At 70.0% G+C, this 5,964-nt stretch carries 6 protein-coding genes and 1 pseudogene; 5 read left to right on the forward strand and 2 right to left on the reverse strand.

From position 1 onward, the window contains the following. From G3N94_RS38980 to G3N94_RS38995, 4 genes are all read left to right on the forward strand, one after another. The coding region (locus G3N94_RS38980) for a type II secretion system F family protein (RefSeq protein WP_205799530.1) at positions 1-822 on the forward strand (822 nt) is incomplete at its 5' end. Beyond that, positions 819-1,631: a tetratricopeptide repeat protein gene (locus G3N94_RS38985; protein WP_205799531.1), complete on the forward strand. Its 813-nt coding sequence runs from the start codon at positions 819-821 to the stop codon at positions 1,629-1,631. The genes G3N94_RS38980 and G3N94_RS38985, both read left to right, overlap by 4 nt. After that, entirely contained in the window at positions 1,628-2,056 is a 429-nt protein-coding gene (locus G3N94_RS38990; protein WP_205799532.1) for a TadE/TadG family type IV pilus assembly protein, read from the forward strand. The genes G3N94_RS38985 and G3N94_RS38990 overlap by 4 nt, the downstream gene beginning before the upstream one ends. 8 nt (positions 2,057-2,064) lie before the next feature. Further along, positions 2,065-3,168 carry a TadG family pilus assembly protein gene (locus tag G3N94_RS38995; RefSeq protein ID WP_205799533.1) on the forward strand — a complete coding sequence of 368 codons (1,104 nt, stop codon included), beginning with the start codon at positions 2,065-2,067 and terminating at the stop codon, positions 3,166-3,168. Here the strand turns inward: G3N94_RS38995 and G3N94_RS39000 are convergent. Next, positions 3,163-4,425, reverse strand: a complete 1,263-nt coding sequence (locus G3N94_RS39000) for a glycosyltransferase family 87 protein (RefSeq protein WP_205799534.1) — start codon at positions 4,423-4,425, stop codon at positions 3,163-3,165. The two genes, G3N94_RS38995 and G3N94_RS39000, sit on opposite strands and share 6 nt — an antisense overlap. Positions 4,426-4,433: 8 nt before the next feature. Beyond that, a complete protein-coding gene (locus G3N94_RS39005) occupies positions 4,434-5,534 on the reverse strand; it encodes a glycosyltransferase family 2 protein (protein WP_205799535.1) in 1,101 nt (366 codons plus the stop codon). 279 nt (positions 5,535-5,813) lie between these two features. On the opposite strand from G3N94_RS39005, the pseudogene G3N94_RS39010 reads away from it, so the two are divergent. Beyond that, a pseudogene (locus tag G3N94_RS39010) lies at positions 5,814-5,964 on the forward strand (DUF2591 family protein); the annotation flags it as partial.

Raw genomic sequence — 5,964 nt, forward strand, 5'->3', positions numbered from 1 at the left:
TCGGCCGGCCTGCGCGCGGCGTCGCCGCCCGCGGGGATGCTGCAGCCCGGCGACGTCAGGCAGAACCTGTCGCTGCGTCTCGCGCAGCTCGGCGAGCGGCTGCCCGTGCTCGATCCGATGCAGCGCGTGAAGCTCGCGCGGCAGCTGACGCGCGCGGGCTTTCGCGAACGGCGCGCGGTGTCGTCGATGATCGGCATCAAGCTGTCGTGCGGCGTGCTGTTCGCGGGCGCCGCGATCGTCTTCAGCCCGTTCATTCCGCGGTTCGGCGAATATGCGTCGATCCGCGCGGTGACGCTGGTCGCCGCGTTCGTGATCGGCGTGATTGCGCCCGAGTACGTGCTCGGCGCGATGATCCGGCGCAGGCGGCGCACGATCGCCGCGTGCTTTCCGGATGCGCTCGACCTGCTCGTGATCTGCACGATGGCCGGCAACAGCCTCGCGACGGGCGTCCGGCGCGTGTCGCACGAGCTCGCGAACATCTGCCCGCCGCTCGCCGACGAGCTGGGCGTCTGCGCGGACGAGCTGACGCTCAGCGGCGACGTGGCCGCGACGCTCACGCATTTCGCGGCGCGCGTCGATTTCGCGTCGGCCCGCTCGCTCGCGACGACGCTCGCCCAGTCGCAGCGCTACGGCACGCCGATCACGCAGGCGCTGCGGACGCTGTCGCGCACCGAGCGCACCGAGCAGATCATCGCGCTCGAGGAGCGCGCCGCGAAGCTCGCGCCGAAGATCACGCTGCCGATGATGCTGTTCATCCTGCCGACGGTTTGCCTGATCGCGGCGGGCCCAGCGGTGATTCATCTCCTCGAGGTGTTCCGTTGAAACCGTCTGCCCCCCGTGCGCTCGGACTCGCGCTGATCCTGTCGATCCTGGCCGGCGGCTGCGCGCCGGGCGTCCGCTCGTCTCCCGCGCTGTCGCAACGCGGCAACGATCCGCAGGCCGAGCTGCGCATCGCGGACAGCGCGCTGTCGGGCGGCAACGTCGATCTCGCGGGCTCGCTGTACGAGAAGGTGCTGGCCGCGCATCCGGACTCGCTCGCCGCGCGCATCGGGCTCGGCGACGTCAACTATCGGACCGGCAACCTGGAGCGTGCGCGCATCCTCTATGAAGAAGCGGGCCGGCAGGCGCCGACCGAACTCGCGCCGCGGCTCGGCATCGCGCGGGTCGCGCTGCGGCAGCGCCGGCTCGACGAGGCCGCGCAGCGGTATCGCGAGCTGCTGGCGGCGCAGCCCGATCATCCGGTCGCCGCCGAAGGGCTCGGCACCGTGCTCGACCTGCAGGGGCGTCACGCGGACGCACAGGCCGTGTACCGCGCCGCGCTGCGCGCGCATCCCGACGTGCAGGGGCTGCGCGTCGATCTCGGCCTGTCGCTCGTGCTGGGCAATCGCGCGCGCGAGGGCATCAACGTGCTGCTCGACGTCGCAGGCCTGCCCGATGCGCCGTGGCAGGCGCGCCAGAATCTCGCGTTCGCGTACGGCGTGCTCGGCAACACCGATTCCGCAAAACGGCTGCTGTCGGCCGATCTGCCCGCATCGGCCGTCGCCGACAACCTGCGCTTCTACCAGGCCGTGCGCGCGCGGCTCGCCGCGGGCGGCATACCCGGTAGGCCCGGCACGGAGACCGCAAAGTGACACGCATGCCGAGGGGCGAGCGCGACGCGCGCGGCGTCGTGTCCCTCGAGTTCGTGCTGATGCTGCCGTTCCTGCTGATGGTGCTGCTCGGCATCATCGACAGCAGCCTGATCCTGTGCGACAAGGCCGTGATCACCAACGCGAGCCGCGAGGCCGCGCGCGCGGGCGTCGTCGTGCGCGTGCCGATGATGAGCACGACGGATGTCCGGAACGTCGCGCTCAACTACACGCAAAACGGCCTGATCACGGGGGGCACGGCGACCACGCCGAACGTCACCGTCACGCAGGCGAACGGCACGACGTCGGGCAGCGCGTTGACGGTGAGCGTGACCTATACGTACACGGGGCTCATGCTGGGCTCCGCGTTCAGCGCATTGACGGGGCCCGTGACGATCAGCGCGACGACGGTAATGAACTACGAGTGAGGACGATCATGCGAAGCGTGGTGATCCTGCGCCGGCCTGCACGCACACAAACACGCACTCGCACATGCACACGGGCGTGCGGGCGCGCGTGCCGGCGCGGGCGCCGCGACCGCGCGCGCGGCGCCGTCGCGCTGTTCTTCCTGCTGTTCCTGATCCCGCTGCTGTCGTTCGGCGCGCTGGCGATCGACGTCGCATGGGTCAGCGTGGTCCGCAACGAACTGCAGAACGCGGCCGATTCGGCCGCGCTCGCCGGCGCGGATGTGCTGTTGTCGTCCGGCGGCGCGACGCTGAACTGGTCGCAGGCGGCGACGGTCGCGAACGGCGCGGTCATGCAGAATTCGGCGGCGGGCACACAGTTGTCGACCGGCACCGTCGGCACCGGCTACTGGAACCTGTCGCGCACCCCCGCGACGATGCAGGCGACGACGATCACGCCGGGCGTCTACGACGCGCCCGCCGTCCAGGTGACCGTGTCGCGCTCGGCGAACCTGAACGGCGGCATGATTCCGCTGCTGCTCGGCGGGCTGCTGGGGATTCCCGGCGCCAACGGCAGCGCGACCGCCGTGGCCGTGCTGGCCGCGCCGGGCGGCGTCGCGTCGGGCGGCCTGTTTCCGCTCGCGATCGACCAGTGCATCTACAACCAGTACTGGAATGCGGCGACCAACCAGCCGCTCATCAATCCGCTGACGAGCCTGCCTTACGAGTTCATCATCACGAACGGCCAGACCTACGGCGCGACGTGCGTGGGCGGGCAGTGGACGTCGTTCCTGTCGACCGCGAACGACACGACGACGATGAACGCGCTGATGTTGTCCGGCAATCCGGCGCCGCTCGCGATCGGCAACAGCATCTGGCTCGCCACCGGCGTGAAGGCGACGCTGTACACGTCCGTGCCGGTCGGCTCGACCGTCGTGCTGCCGGTCGTCACCCAGACGGCGACCAGCACCTACGTGCCGGTCGTCGCGTTCGCGGCGTTCCACATCGATGCCGCGACCGGCGGGAGCTTGAAAACCATCCAGGGCCACTTCGTCGCCGGCGTCAAGCTGAACGGCGTCGCGTCGGGCGTCGGGCCGTATTACGGCGTGTACGCGCCGCCGCGTCTCGCGCTATGAGCGCCAGCCGTCGATGCGCGCGCCGGCACCGGCCCGCACGCGCCGCAACAGCGCGAGCAGCGCGGCGAGCGTGACCACGGAGCCGATCTGCGGCAGCTCCATCCACGGGTTCAGGTATTCGTAGATCGGCAATGCCCACATGCATGCGACGAGCGTCTGCTCGCCACGCAGCCAGCCGTCGCGCCAGCCGATCGCCGTCACGCATGCGAGCGGGATGCCGAGCCACGCGAGTTCGTAGTGCCACAGGTACGGGTTCGCGGCGAGCGTCGCGACGGCCAGCGCCGCGCCGCGCAGCCGCGTGTCGTGCGTGCGCGCCCACACGACGCAGGCGGCCGAGATCGCGATCAGCGCAATGGCGGCCTGCGCGCCATAGGCCTGCGCGAGCGTCAGCCCGGCGAGGCGCAGCGCCGCGAACGGCGTCGGCGACGCGAGCCAGAACACGACGCCGTGTTCGAGCGTGAGCGCGCGCACGAGGCCCGTGTTCGCGACGAACAGGTGGAGTGTTTCGGTGCCGCACGCGAGCACGCCGAGCGCCGCGAACACGGTCGCGAACAGCGCGGCCCAAGCGAACGTGCGCCATGCGCGCGCGGCAATCAGCACGAACGGAAACAGCAGCGCCAGTTGCGGCTTGATCGCCAGCAGGCCGATGCAGAAGCCCGCCCACGCCGGCCGGCGTTCGGCCCAGTACACGGCCAGCGCCGCGCACGACGCGGTGTACATCGCGTTCTGCCCGAACATCGATGTGACGAACAGGCCCGGGCATGCGAGCAGCACGAGCCAGCCGAAGCGCTTCACGCCGGGCAGCGCGGCGATGCCCGACACGCGGGCGACCGCGACCCCGAGCGCGGCCGTGCCGGCGGCGACAAACAGCGGATAGCTGACCGCGAACGGCAGCAGCGCGAGCGGTGCGACCATCAGCAGGTAGGTGGGCGGGTACAGCCACGCGAGAAACGATTCGTAGCGGGTGGCGTGCGGGAACAACGCCGCCGATGCGCGCGAGAAGCGCGCGAAATCATAGATCTGCGCCGCCGGCGTGCCATGCAGCGTCAGCCAGGACGCCGACCAGAACACCGAGTAGTCGGCACCGAGGCGCCATTTGACCGGGCCGGACGCGTGCAGCGTGAGCCATGTCCAGATCACCATGAACAGCACGTAGATCACCAGCGTGAGCGCGCTGTATAGCACGACGCGCTGCGGGGTAAGCCACGCGCGGACAGGGGCGGCGCCGACGCGCGCCGATTGGCGGGGGAGATCCATCGGCCGCGCTACTTGACCGACACTTTCCGGGGCGCGTGGCCGGCCGCAGCGGGCAGCGCCTGACGGCGGCGCGCGGCGAGCGTGCGCCTGACCGGGAACTGCAGCAGCTTCGACGTCGGAGTCAACGCGCCGTGACGGGCCGGCTGCGCGTTCGCGTGACGTTCGGCACGGTAGCGGCGCCGCACGAGATAGATCGGGCGCTGCTTCGATTCGTGATAGATGCGGCCGAGGTATTCGCCGATCACGCCGATGCCGATCAGCTGGATGCCGCCAATGAACAGCACGACCGAAATCAGCGACGCATAGCCGTGCACGGGGTTGCCGAACAACAGCGTGCGCACGACGATGAACGCGCCGTAGACGAGGGCGAGCATCGCGAACGCGAGGCCGACGTAAGTCCACACCCGCAGCGGCACGGTGCTGAAGCTCGTGATGCCTTCGAGCGCGAAGTTCCAGCGGCGCCAGCCGGAGAACTTCGAGCGGCCGCCGCTGCGTGGCGCGCGCGTGTATTCGAGGATCGCGGTGCGAAAGCCGACCCACGCGAACAGGCCCTTCATGAAGCGCCGCCGCTCCGGCAGCGCGCGCAGCGCGTCGACGACCTGGCGGTCCATCAGCCGGAAATCGCCGACGTTCTCCGGCATCTCGACTTCGGACAGCGCGTTGTGCACGCGATAGTAGAGCGCGGCGGCCGCGCGCTGCATGAACGGATCGCACATCCGGTTGGTGCGCTTCGCGGCGACGACCTCGGCGCCCGCGTGCCAGTGTTCGATCATCGCGGGGATCAGCGCGGGCGGGTCCTGCAGGTCGGCGTCGATCAGGATCACCGCGGCGCCCGCCGCCTCGTCGATGCCGGCGGTCAGCGCGGCTTCCTTGCCGAACCGGCGCGTGAGATCGACGACCCGGATGCGCGGGTCGCCGGCCGCGACGGCGATCAGCTTGTCGAGCGTGCGGTCGCGGCTGCCGTCGTTGATGCAGACGATCTCGAAACGCACCGATTCGACCGACTCGAGAATCGGGATGGTTTCCGCAAAGAACACATCGATCGCGTCGTATTCGTCGTGAAACGGCACGACGAGCGATACCAGCGGTTTTCTGGCGTGCGTGGACATGCGTCCCCCCGAAAGAGCCGGTCTGCTCGGCATCCTGTGGATCCTGATCCTGTTGTTGTTGACGACGGCCGGGAGCGTTTTTCCGTGCTGTCGCGATTCTGGTGCTGCTTGCCTGCCGCAGGCCGGGCGGCGGATGTGTCGGCCATTGTACGCAGGAATCGATGACGCTTGACAGGGGTGCGCGGGTTTGTCCGCACAGGGTTTCACGGGTGAAAACCGGATTCGCCAGCGGCACGCGCAGCGCGCTAGCATGGGGTTTTCGCGGCGACGGAGACGGCGATGCAAGTCCAGGACCTGACGGGCGCAGCGCTCGATTACTGGGTGGCGATGGTGGAAGGGCTCGGCGCGCCGCGCGTCGAAGACGCGGGATGCCGGGCGGTCCGCGTGGCGGGCGGCGCGCCGGTGTCGTTCACGCCGTCGTCGTCGTGGG

Source organism: Burkholderia sp. Ac-20353, assembly GCF_017104785.1.
Classification (GTDB): Bacteria; Pseudomonadota; Gammaproteobacteria; order Burkholderiales; family Burkholderiaceae; genus Burkholderia.

Excerpts from the sequence above, each read along its gene's own strand:
- G3N94_RS38995 (WP_205799533.1), top strand. The coding sequence starts at position 2,065 with ATGCGAAGCGTGGTGATCCTGCGCCGGCCTGCACGCACACAAACACGC.
- G3N94_RS39000 (WP_205799534.1), bottom strand. The coding sequence starts at position 4,425 with ATGGATCTCCCCCGCCAATCGGCGCGCGTCGGCGCCGCCCCTGTCCGC.
- G3N94_RS39005 (WP_205799535.1), bottom strand. The coding sequence starts at position 5,534 with ATGTCCACGCACGCCAGAAAACCGCTGGTATCGCTCGTCGTGCCGTTT.